23 protein-coding genes are annotated in these 23,426 nt (G+C 69.1%); 17 read left to right on the forward strand and 6 right to left on the reverse strand.

The window, feature by feature from the left end:
* Complete coding sequence (locus ABIB29_RS03140; protein WP_354170297.1) at nt 1-1,185, reverse strand: AI-2E family transporter; 1,185 nt, start codon at nt 1,183-1,185, stop codon at nt 1-3.
* Between the two features lie 317 nt (nt 1,186-1,502).
* On the opposite strand from ABIB29_RS03140, the gene ABIB29_RS03145 reads away from it, so the two are divergent.
* The 8 genes from ABIB29_RS03145 (at nt 1,503) to ABIB29_RS03180 (ending at nt 11,328) form a co-directional block, all read left to right on the forward strand.
* Nucleotides 1,503-3,320, forward strand: coding sequence for a hypothetical protein (locus ABIB29_RS03145; RefSeq protein ID WP_354169936.1), 1,818 nt, complete (start codon nt 1,503-1,505; stop codon nt 3,318-3,320).
* 159 nt (nt 3,321-3,479) lie between these two features.
* The gene (locus tag ABIB29_RS03150) at nt 3,480-4,487 is read left to right on the forward strand and encodes a tetratricopeptide repeat protein (protein WP_354169938.1); all 1,008 of its coding nucleotides are present in this window, start codon (nt 3,480-3,482) and stop codon (nt 4,485-4,487) included.
* Nucleotides 4,487-5,587, forward strand: coding sequence for an NADH:flavin oxidoreductase/NADH oxidase (locus tag ABIB29_RS03155; RefSeq protein WP_354169940.1), 1,101 nt, complete (start codon nt 4,487-4,489; stop codon nt 5,585-5,587). The genes ABIB29_RS03150 and ABIB29_RS03155 overlap by 1 nt, the downstream gene beginning before the upstream one ends.
* Nucleotides 5,588-5,676: 89 nt before the next feature.
* Nucleotides 5,677-6,483, forward strand: coding sequence for an ABC transporter ATP-binding protein (locus tag ABIB29_RS03160; RefSeq protein ID WP_354169942.1), 807 nt, complete (start codon nt 5,677-5,679; stop codon nt 6,481-6,483).
* Nucleotides 6,465-8,036 (forward strand): transporter, encoded by a 1,572-nt coding sequence (locus tag ABIB29_RS03165; RefSeq protein ID WP_354169944.1) that lies wholly within the window; start codon nt 6,465-6,467, stop codon nt 8,034-8,036. Before ABIB29_RS03160 ends, ABIB29_RS03165 begins: the two co-directional genes overlap by 19 nt.
* Nucleotides 8,037-8,142: 106 nt before the next feature.
* Nucleotides 8,143-8,925: a glucosamine-6-phosphate deaminase gene (gene nagB, locus ABIB29_RS03170; RefSeq protein WP_354169946.1), complete on the forward strand. Its 783-nt coding sequence runs from the start codon at nt 8,143-8,145 to the stop codon at nt 8,923-8,925.
* Nucleotides 8,926-9,015: 90 nt separating this feature from the next.
* On the forward strand, nt 9,016-9,324 hold the full coding sequence (locus ABIB29_RS03175) for a DUF3039 domain-containing protein (RefSeq protein ID WP_494952760.1): 309 nt from the start codon (nt 9,016-9,018) through the stop codon (nt 9,322-9,324).
* A 219-nt stretch (nt 9,325-9,543) separates the two neighbouring features.
* Nucleotides 9,544-11,328, forward strand: coding sequence for a DEAD/DEAH box helicase (locus ABIB29_RS03180; protein WP_354169950.1), 1,785 nt, complete (start codon nt 9,544-9,546; stop codon nt 11,326-11,328).
* 112 nt (nt 11,329-11,440) lie between these two features.
* On the opposite strand, the gene ABIB29_RS03185 is transcribed toward ABIB29_RS03180, so the two are convergent.
* The 3 genes from ABIB29_RS03185 to ABIB29_RS03195 form a co-directional block, all read right to left on the reverse strand.
* Nucleotides 11,441-11,791, reverse strand: coding sequence for a hypothetical protein (locus ABIB29_RS03185; protein ID WP_354169951.1), 351 nt, complete (start codon nt 11,789-11,791; stop codon nt 11,441-11,443).
* 107 nt (nt 11,792-11,898) lie between these two features.
* Nucleotides 11,899-12,591, reverse strand: a complete 693-nt coding sequence (locus tag ABIB29_RS03190) for an isochorismatase family protein (protein WP_354169953.1) — start codon at nt 12,589-12,591, stop codon at nt 11,899-11,901.
* On the reverse strand, nt 12,591-13,919 hold the full coding sequence (locus ABIB29_RS03195; protein WP_354169955.1) for a nicotinate phosphoribosyltransferase: 1,329 nt from the start codon (nt 13,917-13,919) through the stop codon (nt 12,591-12,593). Before ABIB29_RS03195 ends, ABIB29_RS03190 begins: the two co-directional genes overlap by 1 nt.
* Nucleotides 13,920-14,014: 95 nt before the next feature.
* Between ABIB29_RS03195 and clpS the strand changes: the two genes are divergently transcribed.
* The 6 genes from clpS (at nt 14,015) to rdgB (ending at nt 18,386) form a co-directional block, all read left to right on the forward strand.
* Entirely contained in the window at nt 14,015-14,383 is a 369-nt protein-coding gene (clpS, locus tag ABIB29_RS03200; protein ID WP_354169957.1) for an ATP-dependent Clp protease adapter ClpS, read from the forward strand.
* Nucleotides 14,376-14,942 carry a DUF2017 domain-containing protein gene (locus tag ABIB29_RS03205; protein WP_354169959.1) on the forward strand — a complete coding sequence of 189 codons (567 nt, stop codon included), beginning with the start codon at nt 14,376-14,378 and terminating at the stop codon, nt 14,940-14,942. Before clpS ends, ABIB29_RS03205 begins: the two co-directional genes overlap by 8 nt.
* A 142-nt stretch (nt 14,943-15,084) precedes the next feature.
* Nucleotides 15,085-16,113, forward strand: coding sequence for a glutamate racemase (gene murI / locus ABIB29_RS03210; RefSeq protein WP_502915537.1), 1,029 nt, complete (start codon nt 15,085-15,087; stop codon nt 16,111-16,113).
* Complete coding sequence (locus ABIB29_RS03215) at nt 16,110-16,907, forward strand: MBL fold metallo-hydrolase (RefSeq protein WP_354169962.1); 798 nt, start codon at nt 16,110-16,112, stop codon at nt 16,905-16,907. The genes murI and ABIB29_RS03215 overlap by 4 nt, the downstream gene beginning before the upstream one ends.
* Before the next feature lie 70 nt (nt 16,908-16,977).
* Entirely contained in the window at nt 16,978-17,736 is a 759-nt protein-coding gene (gene rph / locus ABIB29_RS03220; RefSeq protein WP_354169964.1) for a ribonuclease PH, read from the forward strand.
* Entirely contained in the window at nt 17,733-18,386 is a 654-nt protein-coding gene (gene rdgB, locus ABIB29_RS03225; protein WP_354169966.1) for an RdgB/HAM1 family non-canonical purine NTP pyrophosphatase, read from the forward strand. The genes rph and rdgB overlap by 4 nt, the downstream gene beginning before the upstream one ends.
* 129 nt (nt 18,387-18,515) lie before the next feature.
* Here rdgB and ABIB29_RS03230 read toward each other — a convergent pair whose 3' ends face one another.
* Entirely contained in the window at nt 18,516-19,283 is a 768-nt protein-coding gene (locus ABIB29_RS03230; protein WP_354170299.1) for a VTT domain-containing protein, read from the reverse strand.
* Nucleotides 19,284-19,443: 160 nt separating this feature from the next.
* On the opposite strand from ABIB29_RS03230, the gene ABIB29_RS03235 reads away from it, so the two are divergent.
* Together ABIB29_RS03235 and ABIB29_RS03240 are read left to right on the forward strand one after the other, a co-directional pair.
* Nucleotides 19,444-20,463: a 3'-5' exonuclease gene (locus tag ABIB29_RS03235; protein ID WP_354169967.1), complete on the forward strand. Its 1,020-nt coding sequence runs from the start codon at nt 19,444-19,446 to the stop codon at nt 20,461-20,463.
* A 79-nt stretch (nt 20,464-20,542) separates the two neighbouring features.
* On the forward strand, nt 20,543-21,103 hold the full coding sequence (locus ABIB29_RS03240) for a DUF4395 domain-containing protein (protein WP_354169969.1): 561 nt from the start codon (nt 20,543-20,545) through the stop codon (nt 21,101-21,103).
* A gap of 82 nt (nt 21,104-21,185) precedes the next feature.
* On the opposite strand, the gene ABIB29_RS03245 is transcribed toward ABIB29_RS03240, so the two are convergent.
* Nucleotides 21,186-22,301, reverse strand: a complete 1,116-nt coding sequence (locus ABIB29_RS03245; protein WP_354169971.1) for an ADP-ribosylglycohydrolase family protein — start codon at nt 22,299-22,301, stop codon at nt 21,186-21,188.
* 142 nt (nt 22,302-22,443) lie between these two features.
* Between ABIB29_RS03245 and ABIB29_RS03250 the strand changes: the two genes are divergently transcribed.
* Nucleotides 22,444-23,373, forward strand: a complete 930-nt coding sequence (locus ABIB29_RS03250; protein ID WP_354169973.1) for an MIP/aquaporin family protein — start codon at nt 22,444-22,446, stop codon at nt 23,371-23,373.
* Nucleotides 23,374-23,426 lie beyond the last annotated feature (53 nt).

Genomic DNA, 23,426 nt, shown 5'->3' on the forward strand with positions numbered 1-23,426 from the left:
TCAGTGCTTGTCCTGGCGGACGATGAAGATTTCCTTGATCAGGAGCATGATGGCGGCCGCGGTGGGGATGGCGATCAGCGCGCCCAGGACACCGAGCAGGCTGCCGCCGGCGATCACCGAGATGACGGCGACGGCGCCGGGCACCGCGACGGCCTTCTGCATGATGCGCGGGGAGATGAAGTAGGCCTCGAACTGCAGGTAGGCGAAGTAGCAGATGGCATAGACGACGGCGGTCTGCCAGCCCGCCGTGAGGGCGATCAGCGTGACGATGACACCGGCAATCAGCCCGCCAACCAGCGGAATGAAGGCCAGCAGGGCCACCACGAAGGCCAGCAGCACGGCGAACGGGACGCCGACGATCGTCATCACGATGAACGCGAACGTTGCGTTCACGAGGGCGACGACGGCCTGGCCGATCACGTAGTTGCCCACCGATCCGGTGATTTCCTCGGACAGGGCCTCGACCCTGGCCCGGCGGGACCGCGGGGCCAGGCGGTATCCCCACTTCTTCATGGCCGGCAGGGCGGCAAGGAAGTACAGGCTCAGCACCAGCACGATCAGGGCGCCGAACAGGCCGTTCGCAAGGGTGGAGCCGAAGCCGACGACACCGCCGAAGATGCCGCCCATCGCCGCCGGGTCGTTGACGAACTTCTCCAGTTCCTGGGTGATGCGTTCACGCACCCCGTACTGGTTGTCGATACTGCGGAAGAAGTCGGAGTTAATGAAGTCCGTGATCCAGCGCGGCGCCTCCTCGACGATCTGGGTGACCTGCTGGACGATCGTGGGGATCAGCGTGGCGAAGAAGGCTGCGACGCCCAGGGCCAGGGTGGAAACCGCGACCACAATGCCCGCGGCGCGCGGGAACTTCTTTCCCTCGAGCCAGCGCACCACCGGGTCAAGGCCCAGGGCGATGAAGAGCGCCGCCACGATCCAGAGGATCAGCTGGGTGGTGTTGGAACCGATCCAGTAGACCAGCAGGGCCACGCCGACGCCGACCGTCCCCATAAACCCGACGTAGAGGGGGTGCTGGGAGGACATCCGCGGGCCGGGATTGCCAAAGCGGGTCCCCTTCTCGGTCTCGGGCGTCGTCTCGTCGTCCTCCTGCTCCGGGGGCATCTCGAAGCGGAGCCGCGGCTGGGCCCCCGGGAGGGGCTGGCGCAGGCGGTGGGCCATCGAGTTCAGCATCCCGGCCAGGGCCGCGCGGCGGGGGGGAACCTGCTCCTGCGGACTGCCCACCGTGCTGCCGGATTCCTGGTTTTCTTCCGGTCCTGTGGGGGACGAGTCCGTGTGTCCTGTCACTGCGTTGAAAGCCCTTTATTCTCTGTATATCCCCGGCGGAGACGCTGCGTCGGCCCCAGTGTGATGATCACCGCACACACTATCAGCCGGCTTGTTATGGCGCCCTTTTATGGCTGCTGCGGAGACCCCGGGTGGGGTTGACAACCAGCCCGATCTGACTCTGTGGTAACAAAACGGTTACTATTGAAGCTAAGTGTCCGCTGATGATAGGTATAATTTTGCGTTTCAAGACTGCAGTTGCACTAGTGCTGCTGGGCCTCCTGACACTGCTGGCCGGTATTGGCCAGAAGACATTCTGGGCTCCGCCGGAGACCGTGACCGCCACCGCCCCCTCAGGTGCCACCGCCGCTCCGCTGACCGTTTTTGACGAGAAGCTCCGCACCCTGCACGACGGTACCGTGACGATCAACGTCAAGGGCGAGGGCAGCTTCATGCTGGCCGCCGGCCGCCCTGACGACGTCGACGCCTGGGTCGGCGCCACCGCCCACAACACCGTCTCCGGCGTCACCGAGGACGGCAAAGCACTGCAGTTGACCCATGCTGACGGGGAAGCCACCGCACCCTCGCCGGCCGGCTCGGACCTGTGGGTCAGCACCGAGAACGCCAGCGGCGAGCTGAAGTACAACTGGACCCCGCCGGCCGACGGCGACTGGGCGCTGCTGCTCGCCACGGACGGCACCAAGCCGGCCCCGAGCTCCATCACCATGACCTTCCCGAACGATACCTCCACTCCGTGGGCCATTCCCCTGATGGTCATCGGCGGCCTGCTGATCCTGGCCGGCGCCGTGCTGCTGGTGCTCAAGCCCAAGTCCGGCACCCGCCCCGGGACAGGCGGTGTCGGTTCCGGCAGCGGCAGCTCCGGCAGCGGCAGTTCCGGCAGCTCCGCGACCGGCGCACCGGCCGCTGATGCCAAGGGCACTGCCCCCCGGGGCGCCGAAGCCGGCACCGCCCCGAAGAACGCCTCAGAGCAGTCCGTCGCCGCACCGGCCACCGCGGCGCAGCGCCTGCGGCGCTCCGGAGCGGTCGTGGCAGTGCTGACAGCCACTGCCGTCGCCGGCAGCGGCGTGGCGGCCCAGGCCACCCAGGCGCCTGCCCCGTCACCGGGCACTTCTTCTGCCGCGGCGGAGCAGGCTCCGGCTTCGCCGGTCGTGGTTGATGCCCAGTTCCGCCGCATCCTGGAACAGGTTGCCAGCGCGGTCGACGCCGGAGATGCCGCCAAGGACACCAGCAAGCTGGAGCCGCGCGTGGCCGGACCCGAACTCGAGGTCCGCACGCAGAACTATAAGATCCGCTCCCAGGTCGGCTCGTACGAGCCCCGGATGCCGGTGCGTGCCACCAAGCTCCTCACCACCGTGGTCACCGAGCAGCGCAGCTGGCCGCGCACGGTCATGGCGGTTACCCAGGGCGAGGGCAACGTCGTCCCGCAGCTGCTCACCCTGACCCAGGCCTCGCCGCGGGATAACTACAAGCTGGTCCTCACCACGCCGCTGCAGCCGGGAACGACCTTCCCGGGGATCGCCCGCGGCGGTACCGAGACCCTCGCTCCCGCGGACAAATCGGGTCTGCTCTACAGCGGTGAGGAAGCGCTGGGCGCTCTGGGCGACCGGCTGAACTCTGCCGAATCCGCGTTCAAGGACAAGGTGGCCGAGGGCGAGTCCTCCCCGTATATCGCGGACACGCTGGCCTACCAGGCGGATGTGGTCAACTCGGGCGTCAACGGCGTCTTCTCCTTCACCCACAAGATGGTCCCGGAGAGCGTTGTGGTGTTCCGGACTGCCGACGGCGGGGCGCTGGCCCTGGGCCGGCTGGACTTCGCCTTCGACGGCACCCCCAAGGCCGCCGGCGACAAGCTGACGATCGGTGACGACGCAGCGGCCCTGGCCGGCGGCAAGGAGACCAGCACCGGCATGGTGCTGAACTTCGCCGAGTCCGTGGCCGTCTATATCCCGCCGGCCGGTTCCCAGGACCCGATGAAACTCGTGGCCGCCACCCGTGGCCTCGTGGGAGCCAGCTTCAAGTAGGCCCGGCCACAAACAGCGCCGACACCCGCAGCTCAGGCACCAGCGGCGCTGGCAGTCCGGGCGGCAACAGAAAAGACCTGGCCACAAGGCCGGGTCTTTTCTGTTGCCCGGGCGCCTCCGAGTGGCACCGGCCCGGGCCGATATGGCTAGAGTGGAACCATGACTTCGCCAGCTTCCCGTCCGGTCCCGCCAGCTGCCGCCAACCCGCTCAACCTGCGGGGTGCGGTCGACCTGTCCTCCCTGAAACAGCGTCCCGCGGCACCATCCGCGCCCGGCGCCGCCGGCTCGCCAGCGGTCCCCGGGGCCCCTGCCGCGGGCAACGGCGGCGCCGAACACCCCGCCCGTGCGCTCCGGGTTGATATCACCGAGGCAAACTTCCAGGAACTCGTCGAACTGTCTGCCCAGGTCCCGGTCGTCGTCGCGCTTTGGGCGGCCTACTCGCCCGGCTCCGCCGACGTGGTGGACGTCCTCGAACGGATCGTGGACAGCTATGCGGGCCGGCTGGTCCTCGGCGCCGCGGACGTCGAAGTGTTCCCGCAGCTTGCCCAGGCGTTCCAGGTGCAGGCCGTTCCCACCGCCGTGGCCCTCGTCAAGGGCCAGCCGATACCCCTTTTCCAGGGCGGTGCCGAGGAACCGCAGGTCCGCAGCCTCCTGGACGAACTGCTCAAGGTCGCCGCCGCCAACGGCGTGACCGGACAAATCGGCGCGGGCGGACCCGGCGCCGCCGAACCGGAGGCTCCGCCGCTGCCGCCCCTGCACCAGAAGGCGTTCGACGCCATCGAAACCGGGGACTACGCCGCCGCCGCGGACGCCTACCGCCAGGCCCTTCTCGAAATGCCCGCCGATGCCGAGGCCAAGGCCGGGCTCGCGCAGGTGGAGCTGATGGGCCGGCTCCAGCCGCTCTCCGCCGCGGACACCGAGGCGCTGCGCCAGCAAGCCGCCACCGAACCGGACAACCTGGCGGCCCAGCTCAGCGTGGCGGACCTGGACGTCGCCGGCGGACACGTGGAGGACGGCCTCGGCCGGATCGTCGCGTTCATCGGCAGGAACTTCGGCCCGGAGCGGGAAACGGCACGGGTCCGGCTGCTGGAACTGTTCGACGTCGTCGGCACCGGCGATGACCGGGTGGCGAAGGCGCGCCAGAACCTGGCGCGGGTGCTGTTCTAATGGGCTCCGCCCTCTTCACACCGCTGGAACTGCGGTCCCTGCACCTGCAGCACCGCGGCTGGGTGTCTCCCATGTGCCAGTACAGCTGCGGGCCGGAAACCGGGGAAGGCGTGCCCAACGACTGGCACCTGATGCATCTGGGTTCCTTTGCCACCGGCGGGGCAGCACTGATCCTCACCGAGGCCGCCGCCGTGAACTCCGCCGGGCGGATCAGCCCCCGTGACGCCGGGCTCTACAACGACGACCAGGCGGCAGCCTGGGAACGGATCACATCCTTTGTGCACCGTCACGGCACCGCGAACACCAGGATCGGCACCCAGCTGGCGCATGCCGGCCGGAAGGCCTCCTCCTACTGGCCCTTCTCCGGAAACCAGGGCACCGTGCCTGGCGACGACGGCGGCTGGCCCACCGTTGGCCCCGGCACCGGAGCCTTTGACGGCTACGAGGCCCCTTCGGCGATGACGGAAGGGGAGATCAACGGCGTCATCGAGGATTTCGCTGCCGCTGCGGTCCGGGCCGTCGCAGCCGGGTTCGACACGATTGAAATCCACGGCGCCCACGGTTACCTCCTGCACCAGTTCCAGAGTCCGCTCGTTAACGACCGCACCGACCGCTGGGGCGGTGACGAGACCGGCCGGAACCGGCTCACCCTCGCCGTGGTCGATGCCGTGCGCAATGTCATTCCCGACTCCATGCCGCTGCTGCTTCGGATCTCGGCCTCCGACTGGGCCGAGGGCGGCATCGACGCCGAGGCCTCGGTACGGATGGCCAGGGCGGCCTCGGATCACGGAGTGGACCTCGTGGACGTCTCCAGCGGCGGGGCTGTTGCCTACCAGCAGATCCCGGTGGGACCCGGCTACCAGACCGGGTTTGCCGCCCGGATCCGGCGGGAAACCGGCGTCAAGACCGGCACCGTGGGGCTGCTGACCTCGGCCGGCCAGGCCGAGCATGCCGTCGCGACCGGCCAGGCTGATGGTGTCTTCATCGCCCGTGCAGCCCTCCGGGATCCACACTGGTGGCTGCGGGCTGCCTTCGAACTGGGCCATGAGCTGGCGTGGCCGCCACAGTACGAACGGGCCATTCCCCGCCACTCCTTCTAACAGGCCTTCTGGCTGAGAGAGAGCTCCGCCGGCAGGGGTACGCCCTGCGGACGATCCCTTCCGCGCACCCGGGCGGTTAGTCTAACGACATGACTTCCCAGCAACCGTATCCGCCTGCCTCCGAAAACCGGGCGGGCCAGGGCGTTCCCGCACTGTCACTGCGCGGGCTCGCCAAGCGCTTTGGTGACAAAATCGCCGTCGACGGTATCAGCCTGGACGTTCCGGCGGGTTCCTTCTACGGGATCGTCGGCCCGAACGGCGCCGGCAAGACCACGACACTGTCGATGGCGACCGGACTGCTGCGGCCCGAGTTCGGCACAGCGCTCGTGCACGGCGTGGATGTCTGGCAGCGGCCGCTGGAGGCCAAGAAGCTGATGGGCATCCTCCCGGACGGCGTCCGGCTCTTCGACCGGCTGACCGGCGAGCAACTGGTGAGCTACGCCGGCCTGTTGCGCGGCATGGACAAGGACGTTGTGGCCACGCGCGTCAAGGAACTGCTCGCCGCCCTGGACCTGGGTCCGGATGCGGGCACGCTGGTGGTGGACTACTCCGCCGGCATGACCAAGAAGATCGCCCTCGCCTCGGCGCTGATCCACGCGCCCCGGCTCCTGGTCCTGGACGAGCCGTTCGAATCCGTGGATCCCGTGTCGGCCGCCAACATCCGCGACATCCTGGACCGTTATGTGGCGTCCGGCGGCACCGTCATCGTCTCCAGCCACGTGATGGACCTGGTCCAGCGGATGTGCGACCACGTCGCCGTCGTCGCTGCCGGGCGTGTCCTCGCCGCCGGGACGGTGGACGCCGTCCGCGCGGGGGAGTCCCTCGAAGACCGCTTCGTCCAGCTGGTGGGCGGCCGCAACCACACGGAGGGGCTGGAATGGTTGCGCACCTTCTAAGGCTCAAACTGACCCTGCTGCGCAACAGCGTCCGGCGCAGCCCGTGGCAGCTGGTGGGCCTTGGCATCGGCACGCTGTATGCGCTGGGGCTTGTGGCGCTCGGCATCACGGGGCTGCTGTTCCTCCGCGGGGCGGATGCCGGCGTGGCGCAGACGGTCGTTGTGCTGGGCGGCGCCGCGGCGCTGCTGGGCTGGGCCGTTGTCCCGGTCGCTGCCTCCGCCGCGGACCTGACCCTGGACCCGGCAAGGTTCACCACCTTCGCCGTGCCGATGCCGCAGCTGCTGACCGGTCTGGCCCTCGGCGGGCTGATCGGAATCCCGGGCACGGCCACCACGCTGGTGGCGCTGGGGACCGTCGGGACGTGGTCCCGGAACCTGCCCGGTGCGGCCGGCGCCCTGACCGGGGCGGTCCTCGGTGTGCTGAGCTGCATTGTGCTGTCCAAAGTGGTCACCACCGCCACTGCAGGGTTGGCGAGTTCCCGCCGGTTCAAGGACGCCAGCGCCGTGATTTTCCTGATTCCGCTGGTCCTGATGGGGCCGATCGTGGCGGGTGTCGCCGAGGGGATCAGGAGCTCCGGGGACTTCCTGACCGGGCTTGCCCGGACGCTGTCCTGGACCCCGGCCGGGGCCGCATGGTCCCTCGGCGGCGAACTGGCCGCGGGGAACTACGGCGCCGCGGCGCTCAAGTTACTGATCGCGCTGGCCACGCTGGCCGGGCTCGCTCTCTGCTGGAAGCTCCTGCTTCAGCGGGCGCTCGTGACGCCGCCCTACGCCGGCGCGTCCAGGAAAAAAGCCGGCGGGCTGGGCTTCTTCGGGCTGTTTCCGGCGACGCCGACGGGCGCGGTGGCGGCGCGTTCGTTGAGCTACTGGCTCCGGGACCCGCGCTACGCGGGCGCCCTCGTCGTGGTGCCGCTGCTACCGGTGCTGCTCCTGTTCCAGGCCGCCCAGACCGGATCCTACGCAATGCTCCTCTTCATCGGCCCGCTGACCGCGTTCCTGCTGGCCTGGTCCATCTCAACGGATGTCTCCTACGACAACACCGCCTTCGCGCTGCACCTCTCCACGGGAGTGAGGGGGGTCCACGACCGGCTGGGCCGCGCCGTGGCGTGCCTGGTCTTTGCCCTGCCGGCGGTGCTGGCGCTCAGCATCCTGCCGTTCCTGATCGGCGCGGACTGGCAGCTCCTGCCGGGTGTGCTCGGATTGTCCCTCGGTGTGCTGTTCAGCGGGATGGGACTGTCCTCGGTGGTCTCGGCCCGCTACACCGTGGCCGTGCCGCTGCCCGGGGACAGTCCCTTCAAAAAGCCGCCGGGTAATGTGGCACAGACCATGGCGGTGCAGTTCGGCGGCATGGGCGTACTGCTCCTGCTCGTGGCCCCCGAGATGGCGCTGCTGGTGGCACAGTTCGTCACCGGCAGCGTGGTCCCCGGCTGGATCAACCTGGTCCTCGGCCCCGTCCTGGGGCTCGCGGTGTTCGCCGCCGGGGTCCGGTTGGGCGGGACATGGCTCGACGCCCGGGGGCCGGAACTGCTGGCCCAGCTGGCCGTCAACCGCTGACGCGAGCGCGGTGGCCGGGACTGGGATACCCTGCCCCTAAGGCACATCCGGCAACGGGCACGGCACAGGCCGCGGGCCCGGCAGAGGCACAGGCAAAGGCGGGGCCATGGAAGTCGTCATTCTCTCCGGCAGCAAGCCGATTGCCGCCCTCGCGGCGGATGCGATCGGGGCGCTGCTCCAGCGCAAGCCCGACGCTGTCCTGGGCCTGGCAACCGGTTCGTCCCCGCTGCCGGTGTACAACGAACTGGCACTGCGGCACGAGCGGGACGGCCTGGACTTCGGCCAGGTGCGCGGCTTCGCCCTCGACGAGTATGTGGGGCTGCCGTCCGGCCACCCGGAGTCCTACCGGGAGGTGGTCAGGCGTGAATTCACCGAGCGCGTGAACATCGACCCCGCGAATGTCCTGGGGCCGGACGGCTCGGCCGCGGACGTCCCGGCCGCCTGCCGGTCCTTCGAGGACGCCCTGCGCCGGGCCGGGGGAGTGGACCTGCAACTGCTGGGCGTGGGCACTGACGGCCACATCGGGTTCAACGAGCCCGGTTCGTCCCTTGCCTCGCGGACCCGGATCAAGACCCTGATCGAGCAGACACGCCGGGACAATGCACGGTTCTTCGGCAGCCTGTCCAAGGTTCCGCACCACGTCCTCACGCAGGGACTGGGGACTATCCTGGAGGCCCGGCATGTGATCCTCATCGCCACCGGCGCGCAGAAGGCCCAGGCGGTCCGCGACCTCGTGGAAGGACCGGTCGCCGCCATCTGTCCGGCGTCCGTCCTGCAGCTGCACCCGCACGCCACGGTCCTGCTCGACGAGGCGGCGGCATCCTCGCTGCGGCTCGCCGACTACTACCGCCACAGCTATGAGAACAAGCCGTCGTGGCAGGGTCTGTAGGGCACCCTTTTCGCGATGAAGCCGCCATGCCGCCGACCGTCCGTCGCACCGCCGGCCGAGCCAGCGGCTAAGATGGGTCTCATGAACAGCATGACTGATCCTCTCGAAAACGACCCGATGCGCGAGCTCTCCGGAGCCGGGACGTCGACGGCCACGATCGAGCGCGAGGAACTGCGCCAGGAAGTGGAACCCGGTGACCGGGAACGCTTCTCGCACTATGTGCGCAAGGAAAAGATCATGGAATCCGCACTGTCCGGCGAGCCTGTCATCGCCCTGTGCGGCAAGGTCTGGACGCCCGGCCGCGATCCGAAGAAATTCCCCGTCTGCCCCGAATGCAAAGAGGTCTACGACGGCCTCCGCCCGGGCAAAGACGGCGGCAAGGGTTCCGGCGACAAGTAGCGCGGCCACACGAAGCGGCGACGCCAGAGTCTTGCGCGCTCCCGCGCCCAGTCTCTCAGGCGCGCCGCGGTGCGCCGGGGACCCCTGTTCTCCCGGTGAATGATGCCCGGCCCATGCTGGCCGGTGATTGCTTACGGTTCATCCGAAAAGATTGGTGTTTTTGTGCTTATTTGGGTTTCTCCGGCAGCGGCAGCAGTGCGCGGAATGGAGGGGACCTAAGTGACAGAGACGCTCTTTGGCGGCCCCGTGCTGCCTCCCGCGTATCCCGAGCGGGCAGCCTGGGGCACCGCCCCGAAGCTCCGTGCCTGGCAGCAGGAGGCCCTGGACAGCTACTTCACCACCCATCCGAGGGACTTCCTGGCGGTTGCCACGCCCGGCGCCGGTAAAACAACCTTTGCGCTGCGGGTGGCCTCCATGCTGATCGAGGCCAACGTCGTCAACCGCGTCACCATCGTGGCGCCCACGGACCACCTGAAGCGGCAGTGGGCCGACGCCGCCGCCAAAGTGGGCATCGCCATCGATCCGAACTTCAAGAACGCCGACGGCCAGCACGGCCGCGGCTTCATCGGCGTCGCGGTCACCTACGCGCAGGTGGCGAGCAAACCGATGCTGCACCGGGCCAAGACCGAGGCCGCCCGCACGCTGGTCATCCTCGACGAAATCCACCACGGCGGCGAGGCGCTGTCGTGGGGCGACGGGCTCCGCGAAGCCTTCGAGCCCGCGGCACGCCGGCTCTCGCTGACGGGCACGCCATTCCGTTCCGACACCTCGCCGATCCCGTTCGTGGAATACGCCGAAGACCGGGACGGGATCCGGCGGTCCAAAGCGGACTACACCTACGGTTATGGCAAGGCGCTCCGGGACCACGTGGTCCGTCCCGTCATGTTCATGGCCTACTCCGGGCAGATGCGCTGGCGCACCAGCGGCGGCGAGGAGATGGCCGCCTCGCTCGGCGAGTCGGCGGTCACCAAGGACGTCACGTCCCAGGCCTGGCGGACCGCACTGAATCCCGCGGGTGAATGGATCCCGGCGGTGCTCGCCGGGGCGGACAAGCGCCTCAGCGAGGTGCGCCGTACCGTTCCCGACGCCGGCGGGCTGGTCATCGCGACCGACCACGAGGACGCGCGCGCCTACGCCGGCCAGCTGAAAAGGATCACGGGCGAGTCACCCACGGTGATCCTCTCCGACGACGCGAAGGCCTCCAGCAAGATCGAGGAGTTCACCGCCAGCGAGAAACGCTGGATGGTGGCCGTGCGCATGGTTTCCGAAGGCGTGGACGTGCCGCGGCTCTCCGTGGGCGTGTACGCGACGTCCACCGCCACGCCACTGTTCTTCGCCCAGGCCGTGGGGCGCTTCGTGCGCGCCCGGAAACGCGGCGAGACGGCGTCGGTCTTCCTGCCCTCCGTGCCGCAGCTGATGGCGCTGGCCAACTCCATGGAGGCCGAGCGCGACCACGCCCTGGACCGCCCGGAGAAGGAGGACGGCGACGGCCTCTTCAACCCGGAAGACTCGCTCATGGATGAGGCGAACCGCGAGGAGAAAGCCTCCGATTCGCTGACGAAGGGCAAGTTCGAGGCCCTGGATTCGCAGGCGTCCTTTGACCGCGTGCTGTTCGACGGCGGCGAGTTCGGCACCGGCGGCGAGGTGGGCTCGGAGGACGAGCTCGACTTCCTCGGGATTCCCGGCCTGCTCGACGCCGAACAGGTCGGCACGCTGCTCCGCCAGCGCCAGCACGAGCAGCTTAGCCGCAAGAACGCGCGCGCCCCCCAGGGTGCGGTCTCCGCTGCGGTACCGGCCGTGCCGGACCACCGGATGCTGATGGACCTGCGCACCGAACTGGCGAAGAACGTCGCGGCCTGGTCAGCGCGCACGGGCACGCCGCACGGCGTCATCCACACCAAGCTCAGGACGGTCTGTGGCGGCCCGGCGGTGGCCCAGGCCAACGAGGAGCAGCTGCAGACCCGGTTGCGGAAACTTCAGGACTGGTTCATCGGCCGGAAGTAGCCGCCGGCATACAAAAGGGACCGCGGCCCGGACTGTTCAGTCCGGGCCGCGGTCCCTTTTTGCCGCGAATTTTTGCGGCTTGTCGCGACTTCCCGCCGATGAGGGCGGAGCGTTACTGGCCGCCCGCGCCGCAGAGTTCGCTGAGGCTCTGGCCGGCGGCGGTGTAGCTGGCCTGCATCTCCTGCAGCTTGGCGGAGTCCGGATTTTCCTTCGCTGACTCGTCCAGGAATTCGATGATGGAGTGCAGCGGCGCCTGGAGTTCCTCGGACGCGGTGGCTTCGATGGGCCGGAGCCGGTTGCCCAGGCGGATCATCCCTGCCTTGTCCTCGTTGGAGGTCGGACCCGCGCCGACGGTCTGGACCCGGGCGCAGGTTTCCTCGGTGGTGTCTTGAGGGGTGGCCGAGCAGCCGGCAGCGCCGAGCAGGGCCCCGGCAGCGATCAGGACGGTCAGGGTCTTCTTCATGGTGTACTCCGGGGTTTTACGGGTCAGACGATATTGGCAAGGATTCCGAGTCTACTGCGAGGGCACTGTTTTCCCGTCAGCGGTCCGGCCAGGGAGACGCCAGCGCGTCAGGCGATGTCGACCCCGCCGAGTTCCATCTCCGCGATGGCGTCGTCCAGATCCTCGGCAATCCCCACGGTCAGATCCCGCAGCACGGTCACGGAGTAGCCGGCCTGCACCCCGTCCAGTGCGGTCGCTTTGACGCAGTGGTCCGTGGCGATCCCGACGACTACGACGTCCTCGACGTCGTGGCTCTGCAGCCAGTCGTCGAGTCCGATCGCATCCTCGCCGGCGAGGTCACTGGCGGCGAAGTCACTGCTGGCGGCCTCGCCGTCGTCGGCCCCGGCTGCGCTGCCGGAAGAACCTCCGGCGACCGGCATGGCGCCGGGCTTCCGGTCACCGGTGGGAACGGCGTCGTCGGGCGCGAGCAGACCTTCAAAGCCCGAGTAGGCCGCGGTGAACTGGCCCTTGCGGAAGTACGCCTGAATGTATTCGGTGTCGAGGTCCGGGTGGAGCTCGGCCCCCCGGGTTCCGGCCACGCAGTGCTTCGGCCAGCTGTCGACGAAGTCCGGGCTGTCCGAGAAGTGCGCGCCCGGATCGATGTGCCAGTCCTGGGTTGCCACGACGTGGTCGAACTGGCCGTGGTGGGCGTCCACGTACTCGCTGATGGCACCGGCGAGCTCCGCCCCGCCCTCGACGGCCAGGGAGCCGCCCTCACAGAAATCATTCTGGACGTCGACGATGATCAGGGCGCGGGACATCAATTCTCCTCGTAGATGGTGGGGATGGCTGCTTCGCCGCGCTGCAGGCGGTTGACGACAGCGGGAAGCTCCTTCATGGTGTCCGCGTGGCGCTGGCGGGCGCGGAGCACACCCTCCGGACCGGTCCAGCCGGGCAGGAGTTCGCCGTTCTTGACGAACTGCTGCAGCAGGGGCCGGTCATTGCCGTCGTCGTCCGGGCGGTGTCCGACTCCGATGATCTCCTGCGTGGCCGTGCCGCGCTCGTTGAGTTTGCGCAGCGCGTACTTGCGCCCTCCCTTGCTGGTCTTGTTCTTGGCCGCCTTGGCGACGGGAACGAAGTCGCCGTCGTCGTCGGTGCGGCTGACCAGCTTGTAGACCATACTGGCCGTCGGGGCGCCGGAACCGGTGACGAGGGAGGTGCCGACACCGTAGGAGTCCACCGGCGCGGACTGCAGGGCGGCGATGGCGAACTCGTCGAGGTCGGAGGTGACGATGATGCGGGTCCGCTCATTGCCGAGGTCGTCCAGGAGCTGGCGCACCCACTGCGCCTGGGCCACGAGGTCGCCGGAGTCCAGGCGCACCGCACCGAGCTTGTCGCCGGCCAGTTCGACGGCGGTGCGCACCGCTGCCTCGACGTCGTAGGTGTCCACGAGCAGCGCGGTGCCGGCGCCCATCGAGGCGATCTGCGCCTCGAAGGCCTCGTGCTCGGTGTCGTGCAGGAGGGTGAAGGAATGCGCGGCCGTGCCCACGGTCTTGAGCCCGTATCGCAGGCCGGCCTCCAGGTTCGAGGTGCTGTCGAAGCCGGCGATGATGGCGGCGCGGGCAGCGGACACGGCGGACTCCTCCTGGGTGCGGCGCGAGCCCATCTCCACGCAGGGGCGGCTGCCGGCCGCGGTGATCATGCGCGAGGCCGCCGAGGCGATGGCGCTGTCGTGGTTGAGGATCGAGAGGATGTAGGTCTCGAGGATGCAGGCCTCGGCGAAGGTGGATTCGACGATGAGGATGGGGGAGTTCGGGAAGTACGCTTCGCCCTCCGCGTAACCCCAGATGTCGCCCGAGAAGGAGAATCCGGCCAGATAGTCCAGGGTTTCCTCGTTGACCACCCTGGTGCGGCGTAGGAAATCGATTTCGGTATCGCCGAAGCGGAAGTCCGCGATGCCCTCCAGCAGCCGGCCCGTGCCGCCCACAATGCCGTAGCGGCGCCCGTCCGGCAGGCGCCGGGCGAAGGCCTCGAAGACTGACTTGCGGTGGGCGGCGCCGGAATGCAGCGCAGCCTGCAGCATGGTCAGCTCGTAATGGTCGGTGTACAGGGACGTGCGGGGACGGTCCCAGCCAGCTGATGAACTCACAAATTCACTCTAGTCCCCACCGGCTCCCTCGTCTCGCTTCGCTTCGCCGCGGGGCCCTCGCCGGCGTGGGCCCAGCCTCCCCATAGAATGGACAGATGACCCTCAGCGTTGCGCTCGGCCCTGACATCCAGGAGAGCACCCAGACCGGAACAGTGACGTCGACCGATGTCCTGTCCGCCCCGGACATCCCTTGGAACCTCGTGATCTGGAACGATCCGGTGAACCTGATGAGCTATGTGAGCTTCGTGTTCCGCAGCTACTTCGGCTATTCCGAGGCCAAAGCGAACAAGCTCATGCTCGAAGTGCACAAGAAGGGTCGCTCCATCGTGGCGCACGGCAGCAAGGAGCAGGTGGAGCAGCACGCGGTCGCGATGCACGGCTACGGCCTCTGGGCCACGGTGGAAAAGGCCACCGGCGGCGGCTCGGGCTCAGGATCAGGCAAGGGCAAAGGAAAACGTGGCTAAGGCATTCAAATACGGCGTCAAGGGCATCACCGGCTACCTGGAACCGGCCGAACGGGAACTGCTGCGCAGCCTCTTCGACGACGTTGTGTCCATGCTGGAGCCGGAGGAACGCGCCAACCAGGACCCGCTGGCCGCGCTCGTCGGACTCGACGCCGATGCCCGCGAACCCTCGGACCGTGCCCTGCGCCGGCTGCTCCCGAACGTCTCGAAGACCGACGACGCCGCCTCGCTGGAATTCCGCCGGTACACCGAGCGGTCGCTGCGCGAAAGCAAGATCGGCGCCTTGAAAGCCGCGTCCCTCGGGCTGGACAAGGACGAGCTGGTCCTGGCCCCCGCCGACGCGCGGCACTGGTCCATGGCGCTCAACGATGTCCGGCTGGTGCTGGCCGAACGCCTGGACATCCGGGACGACGAGGACGCCGGGCACGTGCACCTGATGCAGGACTGGTCCCAGGCCGAGGACGTCGAAAGCTACCTGGCCCTGGTCTACAACTTCACCACCTGGCTGCAGGAATCGCTGGTGCAGGCGATGCTGCAGTCGCTGGAGACGCGCGGCTGAAGTGCGGCTGAAGTGCGGCTGAGCGGCAGCGCCGGGCGCCGGCGGGCAGCGGAGGTGCCGGGCGCGTGTGACACATTTGACATGAGTCGGACGACACAATGAGATGGCCGCACCCCCAGCTAAGCCCTATCCTCGAATAATCATGACTTCAGCATCGAGCATGGATCCGGCAGCGGGAGCTGTTGCGGACTCCCCAGCGAGCAACAGCGCCAGCAGCCAGTCCGCCAGCCAGATGGGATCGCGTCCCATCGGTGTGTTTGATTCCGGCGTCGGCGGACTCACCGTGGCCCGGTCCATCATCGACCAGCTGCCCAACGAATCCATCCTCTACGTCGGCGACACGGCCAACGGCCCCTACGGCCCGCTCCCCATCGCCGAGGTCCGGGCCAATGCCCTGGGCGTGATGGATGAACTGGTGGATTCCGGCGTGAAGCTGCTGACCATCGCGTGCAACTCGGCGTCCGCCGCCGTGCTGCGCGACGCCCGGGAACGCTACACCGCGCGCTACGGGATCCCGGTCATCGAAGTGATCCAGCCCGCCGTGCGCCGCGCAGTCGCGGCCACCCGCAGCGGCCGCGTCGGCGTGATCGGCACCTCGGCCACCGTCGGCTCCCGCGCCTACGAGGACACGTTCGCCGCCGCCCCGGACCTGCACATCACCTCCGCGGCCTGCCCTGCCTTCGTCTCCTACGTCGAGGCCGGAATCACCACCGGGCCGGAGCTGCTCGCCGTTGCCCGCGAATACCTGGAGCCGCTCAGGGCCGCCGGGGTGGACACCGTGGTGCTGGGCTGCACGCACTATCCGCTGCTCACCGGCGTCATCTCCTATGTCATGGGGGAGGACGTCACACTCGTCTCCAGCGCCGAGGAGACAGCCAAGGACGTCTACCGGGCCCTGGCCTCCCGCGGGCTGGAACGGACCGACGCCCCGGCCCCGTCCCACAACTTCATCGCCACGGGGGACGCCGAACAGTTCGAGCACCTTGCCCGGCGCTTCCTTGGACCTGAGGTGCTCAGTGTCCGCCACGTGGACCACGTCGCGGCCCAGTACCCGACAGGCAGCCTGGCCCGGATCACGCCGGAAATGATCGCCGCCGCGCAGGCCGGCACGAACCGCCCCCGGATCTCCAACTTCGTGGGCGGATCCGCGGGCGGGAGAACACTGCTGTGAAGCTGACCATCGTGGGCTGTACCGGGTCTTTCCCGGGGCCCGGCTCGCCGGCGTCGTGCTATCTGCTGACCGCCAGCGACGGCGAGCGGAACTGGAAAATCGTCCTGGACCTCGGCAGCGGCGCGCTTGGTGCCATCCAGCGGTACACGGACCTTGAGGATATTGACGCGATCTTCCTTACCCACCTGCATCCGGACCACTGCATGGACCTGTGCGGGCTCCACGTCGCGGTGCGCTGGAAGCCGGGCGGCTGGGGGCGGGGCAGGATCCCGGTCTGGGGACCCGCCGCGACCGCGGACCGGATGGCCACCGCCTACGGCCTGGAACTGGACCCCGGCATGCATGAGGAATTCGACTTCAGCAACTGGTCCGAGCGCAAGCCGGTGACCGTGGGCCCGTTCACGGTTACTCCGTACGCCGTCAACCACCCGGTGGAGGAGGCCTACGCGCTCCGCGTGGAGGTCACGGAACCGGACAAGGACGGCAACCCCGTCACCCGGGTGCTGAGTTACTCCGGCGACACCGACTCCTGCGGCGGGCTGGAGGACGCGGCCCGCGACGCCGACCTGTTCCTGTGCGAGGCAGCCTTCGAGGAGGGCCGCGACGACGGCATCAAGGACGTGCACCTGACCGGCAAGCGGGCCGGGGAGGCCGCCGTCGCTGCCGGCGCCCGGCGGCTGCTGCTGACCCACATCCCGGTCTGGACGTCCCCGACAACCGTCATGGCGGAAGCCAAGGGCGTCTTCGGCCAGCACGTGGCCGTGGCCGTGGCAGGCGTGCACTACACGATCTAAGCGGAACACGTCCGGCCCGGACGGGCCGGGCGTGCTCTCGCGGTCCGGTGAGGGTCGATAAGCTATTGGCATGACTTCCGAAGCCCTGACTGCCCCCATCATCCGCGCCGATGGCCGGACCCCCGATCAGCTCCGTCCGATCAGCATCACCCGCGGCTGGTCCAAGCAGGCCGAGGGATCGGCCCTGATCGAGTTCGGCAACACCCGGGTGCTGTGCACGGCCTCCCTCACCGAAGGCGTCCCGCGCTGGCTCAAGGGTGAGGGCCGCGGCTGGGTCACGGCCGAATACGCCATGCTGCCGCGCGCCACCAACACCCGCTCCGACCGCGAGTCCGTCAAAGGCAAAATCGGCGGCCGCACCCATGAGATTTCCCGGCTGATCGGCCGCTCGCTGCGTTCCATCATCGACACCAAGGCCCTCGGCGAAATCACCATCGTGCTGGACTGCGATGTCCTGCAGGCCGACGGCGGAACCCGCACCGCCGCCATCACGGGCGCCTATGTGGCGCTGGCCGAGGCCATCCGCTTCGCCCGCGAGAACAAAATGATCCCCCGCAACGCCCAGCCCCTGGTCGACACGATCGCCGCCGTCTCCGTCGGCATCATCGACGGTGTCCCGATGCTGGACCTGCCCTACGTGGAGGACGTCCGGGCCGAGACCGACATGAACGTCGTCGTCACCGGATCCGGCAAGTTCGTCGAAGTCCAGGGCACTGCCGAAGGAGCCCCCTTCGACCGCGACGAGCTCAATAAACTCCTCGACCTCGCACTGATGGGCACCGAGCAGCTCGCCGCCATCCAGCGCGAAACCCTGGCGGAAGCCCCGTGACAGCGGGCGCTGCCGCCACCCCGGTGCTGGTCCTCGCCACACACAACCAGGGCAAGCTGCGGGAACTGCGGGAACTGCTGCGCGGGCAGGTGCCCGGCCTCGACGTCGACACCCAGGTGGTGGACGCGGGCGCGGTCGGCGCCCCCGACGTCGCCGAGACCGGTGTGACCTTCGCCGAGAATTCGCTGCTTAAGGCGCGCGCGGTGGCGCAGGCGACCGGGCTCGTGGCGATTGCCGACGACTCCGGCCTCGCCGTCGACGTGCTCGGCGGGGCGCCCGGCATCTTCTCGGCCCGCTGGGCCGGCCGCCACGGGGACGACGCCGCCAATTTGAGACTGCTGCTGGACCAGCTGGCCGACGTTCCCGACGAGTACCGCGGCGCCGCGTTTGTCTGCGCCGCGGCGCTGGCGGTCCCGGGATCCGTCCCGGACGAGGGCCGCGAGGTCGTGGAATACGGGCAGCTCGAGGGGACGCTGCTGCGCGAACCGCGCGGGGCCGGTGGCTTCGGCTACGACCCGGTACTGCAGCCCAGCGGGCTGGACCGCAGCTGCGCCGAGTTGAGCCCGGCGGAAAAGAACGCCATCAGCCACCGCGGGCACGCGTTCCGGGCGCTGCTCCCGGCGATCGTGGAGGCGCTGTCCGGCAGGTAGCCGGCCCGCGGCAGCAGGTGCGTTAATAGCGGAAGGCGCCCCACAGTGTGGGGCGCCTTCCGCTTGAGCTGTTGTGGCCGGACCGCTTGTCCGGACCGCTTGTCCGGAACCGCTTGTCCGGACTAGGGGTTAAGGGGTCTTGCGTTCCTCTTCGGGCTCGTGCTCCTCGATGAACTCCTCGACAAGGTCCGTGCCGTACTTTTCGGACTGGCGCTTGGCGATGAAGCCGCGGGCGACCTCAATGCCGATCGGGATCACGGAGACCAGGACGATCACGATGAAGATGATGTCCAGGTTTTCGCGGACCCACGGGAAGGTGTCGCCCAGCAGATAGCCCAGCAGAGTGACGCCGCCGCCCCACAGCAGCGCGCCGATGACGTTGAACAGGAAGAACTTGCGCTTGTCCATCTGCGCGACGCCCACGATCACCGGGACAAAGGTCCGGATGATCGGCACGAAACGGGCCAGGATCAGGGCCTTGCCGCCATGCTTCTCGAAGAAGGCGTGGGCGCTTTCCACGTTTTCACGCTTGAAAAGCCTGGAATTCGGTTTGTTGAAGATTGCCGGACCGGCCTTGGACCCGATCAGGTAGCCGACCTGGTTCCCGACGATGGCCGCGACGATGATCAGCCCGACGAAGGCCCAGATGTTGACCTTGATGGTCCCGGTGGCCACGAGGAGTCCGGCCGTGAACAGCATCGAGTCGCCCGGCAGGAAGAAGCCGATCAGGAGTCCGGTCTCAGCGAAGATGATGCCGCAGACCAGCAGCACCACCCAGGGCGCGAGGGCGGGATCGGCCAGGAAGACCTGGGGGTTCAGCCAGTCGGGCAGGAAGGAGGCCAGCTGCGGCTGTACCGGGCCTGCGCCGCCGATCGTGGACACGGCAAAGTCGCTCAAAGCTAAAAGGTTCACCTGTCAAGGGTACTTGACGGCCGCCGTCGGGCGCTCCCGGCGGGCGGGCGCAGGCAACGGGAACGGCACGGCGCAGACTGTTTCATGTGCCCGGCACGGGCGCGGCCGTGCCGGGCGGGCCGGATTCCGGCGGTAATGTTGGAGCGTGGGTTTGGACTTTACGGCGATCGACTTTGAGACCGCGAACGGCTTCCGCGGTTCACCGTGCGCTGTTGGCCTGAGCAAGGTGCGCGGCGGCGTTGTGGTCGAGGAGGCCTCGTGGCTGATGCGGCCGCCGGAAAACCACGACCGCTTTGACCACCACAACGTCCGGATCCACGGCATCCGGCCTGAGCAGGTCGCCGGGCTGCCGCGTTTCGGTGAACTCTTTCCGGAGATCGGCGCCTTCATCGGCGGTGACGTGCTCGCCGCCCACAATGCCGCCTTCGACCTCGGCGTGATCCGCTCCGGCCTCGAGGTCTCCGGACTTCCGGGCCCGGCCTATGACTACGTCTGCACGGTGATGCTCGCCCGCCGCTGCTACTCCCTGGTGTCGAATTCCCTGCCGTACGCGGCCGAGGAAGCCGGCGTTCCGCTGGTCAACCACCACGACGCCGCCGAGGACGCGCGCGCCTGCGCCGGGATCCTGATCGACATTGCCGCGCGCAACGGCGCCGGCAGCATCGCGGAGCTCTACCTGTCCCTGGGACTGACAGTGTCCCGCCAACCGGCGTTCAACCCGCTGCGCGATCCGCTCTCCAAGGCCAGCCAGTCCGCCCTGGACGCCCTGGCTGGGGGACCGGCCGCCGCGTCTCCGGTCCGGGCATACCAGCCCGGCTGGCCGGAAGAGGGCGCCAATCCGCTGCCCAACGCCTTCGCCGAGCCCGGCCACCCCTTGTTCGGCCAGACCGTCGTGTTCACCGGCGAGCTCGCCATTCCCCGTCCCGAGGCGAAGACCCGTTCCGCCGAGCTCGGCGCCCGGCCGGAGAGCCGGGTCACTGCCCGCACCACCGTCCTGGTGGTGGGCGACGGGTTCGTGGCCGCCGACCTGCGCTCCGGCCGCCTGACCGGCAAGGCGCGCCGCGTGCTGGAGCTGCACGAGCGGGGCCAGCGGATCGAGGTTCTCTCGGAGGGAGAATTCCTGCAGATGGTGGGCGGCCACGTCGCCTCCGCCGCGATTGCCTGACCCCGCCGGTCGAGGCGTCCGGGGTCATACTGCGCAACAAACATTCCGCCCGGGGCAGTCCTGCTCCTAGCCTTGAACGATGAGCAAACCGACCACGGCACCTCCCGCGCCGCCGGCATCCGCGACTGCATTTTCGCCTGCACGCAGGGGCGGAATCAGCTGGCGGACGGTCTTCGCGTTTCCGAACCCGGTCAATGAGTACGCGGCCCGGATCACGGCCGCCCTGGTGGTGCTGCTGTCCGTGGCGACGCTGCTGACCGGCATCGGCTGGGGCCTGGCCGTCATCGCCGCGGGGTTCTGGCTGCGAGTCCTCTTCGGCCCGCGGATCTCGCCGCTCGCCCGGCTCTCTGTCAAGGTCCTCACTCCGCTGCTGGGGAAGACCCGGCTGGTCCCGGGCCCGCCGAAGCGCTTCGCCCAGGGCATCGGCGCCGCCGTGTCCACCGCCGCCGCCCTCCTGCTGGCCGTGGGACTGGCGCCGGCGGCCTGGATTCTGCTCGCGGTCCTGATTGTCGCCGCGTCGCTGGAAGCGTTCGCGGGCTTCTGCCTGGGCTGCGCCATCTTCGGCTTCCTGCAGCGCCGCGGCCTGATCCCCGAGGACGTGTGCGAGGCCTGCAACAACATTTCGCTCCGCCGCGCCTGAGCGCCGGGGCCTCCGGCCCCTACACCAGCCGGCTCCGGCCCTTGCACCAGCCGGCTCCGGCCCGTGCACCGGCCGGCGCAGCTCAGGCGCCGGTGACTGCTGCCAGCTGCGACGCCATGCCCCGGATAACCTCCGGGGCTTCCAGCGCTTCGAGCCACTGCGCCGGCAGGCAGTTCTCCCCGTAGAAGGTGCCCAGGATGTTGCCCGCAATCGACGCGGTGGAATCACTGTCGCCGCTGTGGTTCACCGCGAGGGCGATGGCCGCGCGGAAGTGGGCCTCCGGGTGCCCGGCAGCCGACGTCGGATCCGGTTCCGTGGCCAGGACCGCGTACAGCGCGACGGCGAGTGCCTCCTCCGCCACCCATCCTTCGCCGAGTTCCCGGACCAGGTCCTCGGGCTCCAGCACCACCCCGGCGGTGCCCAGCCGGAGGGCGGCCTCCAGCCGGGCGACGACATCCGGGTCAGGTTCCTCACCTTTGCGCAGGTGGCCGGCGTCCAGCTGTCCGAGGGCGTAGACCGCTGCTTCGCGCAGGCCGTGCCCGGCGGTCAGGGCATGGATGACGAGGCTGAAGATCCCGGCGCTCTGCCGGGCCGCGGGGTGCCCGTGGGTCAGTGAGGCCGCGTCGGCGCTGAGCTTGTAGATGGCGTCGGCGGCGATGTACGGGACCAGTCCGAACGGGGCGGAGCGCATCACCGTGCCGCAACCCTTGGAGTCCGGGTTGACCGGGCGGAAGAACGTTCCCATCTCACCGGTGGCCAGCCCGGTCAGGCAGGCGTCGCCCGGAGCACGGCGGTGCTTGAGGACGCCGTGGGAATCGATCCAGCGGGGCGGCTGGAACGGCGCCGCCTCCGGAACCGGCACGTCCTGGGTGGCGAGCCAGCGCAGGTACGCGAGCCACAGGCACGCGTTGGTGTCCGCGGCAACGCCCGAGTTGGCCCACTCCAGCGCCTCCAGCAGCCCGTCCACGGTGTACAGCGTGAGTTGCGTGTCGTCCGAAAAGTGGCTGCCGCGCTCGAGCGCGGAAAAGTCCTGGAGCCCGGCCGGTCCGAACTTCCCGCGGATGGTGGAGATGTCGTCGAATTCGACGGCGTACCCGAGCGAATCACCCAGCGCGCCGCCCAGCAGACACCCGTGGATCCGGGACTCGTGCGAGGGGGTCGGGAATGGTACGGGGGAAGTGACGGGCTCGGTGCTCATGACTAAGAATTTTACCCCTGGCCCGTTGCCGTCGCGGCCTGACCACCGGGGGTGCCGGCCTGTACGCTGAGCGCGGTTCCAGCCAACGTCCAGACTCCGCTGTCAGACTGCTCGCTGACCCCAAGCAAAGGAACACCTGCACATGATCACGCCCGCGCCAGCGCCCGCGTCACCCGACCGGCCGGCCGCCACCTCCGAACCGGTGCGTCCCGGTCTGCTGGGCCGGGTGTCCGCCGAGGCGCTCGGGACCTTCTTCGTGGTGGTCGCCGGCCTGGGCGTGCCGCTGTTCACGATTCCGCAGTCGAACCCGCTCTCCGCCTCGCTGGCCGCGGGGCTGGCGGTCGCCGCGGCGATGCTGGCGTTCGGATACGTCTCCGGCGGACACTTCAACCCCGCGGTCACGGCGGGACACGCCGTTGCGGGCCGTCTCCGGCTCGCTCACGCCGCGGCCTACGTGGGCGCGCAGCTGGTGGGCGCCCTGCTTGGCGGAGTGACGCTCTTTGCTGTCCTGCGCACCGTCCCCAACATCGCCGACACCAGGACCGCCTTTGACACGGTGGCTGCCGGTTTCGGCGAGAACTCCATCATCCAGGTCCCGCTGGCCGGGGTACTGCTCATTGAGGTGCTCGGCGCAGCACTGCTGGTGGCCGTCTTCCTGGGCGCCACCTCGGCCCGGAACCCGTCACGGCTCGCGGCCCCCTTCGCCGTCGGCCTGACCATGGCGGTGCTCCTGCAACTCGGCCAGGCGCCCGGCAACACACCCTTCAACCCGGCGCGCGCCACCGCATCGGCGCTTTTCAGCAGCCCCGACACGCTCGGGCAGCTGTGGCTCTTCTGGGTTGCCCCGCTGGCGGGCGCGGCCCTCGCGGGACTGGTGTTCCGCGGCTTCGCGCTGTCGACGCCCGCCGCGGTTCCGGTGCCGGAGGCTTCTGACGGGGTGGATGAGGACACGGGCGGGACCCTGCTGGCGGAATCCGAGGCCGCGGCGGCACCCCCGGGCACGGCGGCACCCGCAGGCCGCACGGCAAACGAGGATGAGGCACGCGACTTCTTCGACAAACGCGGCAAATAGTCCGCAGCCCGCGCCGGGTCCCGGAGCGGTGGCGCAATCCTGTCGGTGCCAGC

Source organism: Arthrobacter sp. UYEF36 (assembly GCF_040547025.1).
In the GTDB taxonomy this organism is placed as follows: Bacteria; Actinomycetota; Actinomycetes; order Actinomycetales; family Micrococcaceae; genus Arthrobacter.